Below are 507 nucleotides of genomic sequence, written 5' to 3'. Positions count from 1 at the left end.
CTAAAGTCTATAACCTCTTTCGGGCGAATCAATCACCTTCCGTGCATTGCTTCCTCTCACTGACAGGCGGGCGTTTGATTCGAGCAGCCCTATTATTACTGATTTATCGCTCTTCGGGATTTGTAATCCCGAAGCCATATCGGGAGATTTGTAATCTAAAAATAGCTTGTGTGGAACTCTACATGACATAATACCAGAATTTAATAAATGAGAAAGGCCTGAAACATACTGTTTACAAGGCTTTTAAACCCGCGTCAGGTGTTTTCGACTGACAGCTCAATCTTTTTCTTACTCATTCTTTTTGCCTTTAAAGCCGTGTCAAGTGTTTTCACCTGACATCCAGAATGTCTTTGCGATTAGCCTTTGCGTAAAATAAAATTATTATTCTTTTTGCCATTGCCGCAAAAAGAATCAAAAAGGTCTAGCCCGCCTGAAGGTGACCCTCGCTCAACGGCTCTGACCCGGAAGCAATTTGCACTCAGGAACAATTGCTTCGCCGCAGTTGGT

At 42.6% G+C, this 507-nt stretch carries 1 protein-coding gene; it reads right to left on the bottom strand.

Annotated features, from left to right (window positions below; all coding sequences use genetic code 11):
- A complete protein-coding gene (locus OD355_RS13835; RefSeq protein WP_263039087.1) occupies positions 1 to 189 on the bottom strand; it encodes a hypothetical protein in 189 nt (62 codons plus the stop codon).
- Positions 190 to 507: the final 318 nt, after the last annotated feature.

The organism is Haoranjiania flava (genome assembly GCF_025631005.1).
Taxonomy (GTDB): domain Bacteria; phylum Bacteroidota; class Bacteroidia; order Chitinophagales; family Chitinophagaceae; genus Haoranjiania; species Haoranjiania flava.
The sequence above is the reverse complement of the archived record's forward strand: the minus strand, read 5'-3'. Positions and strand labels throughout refer to the sequence as shown.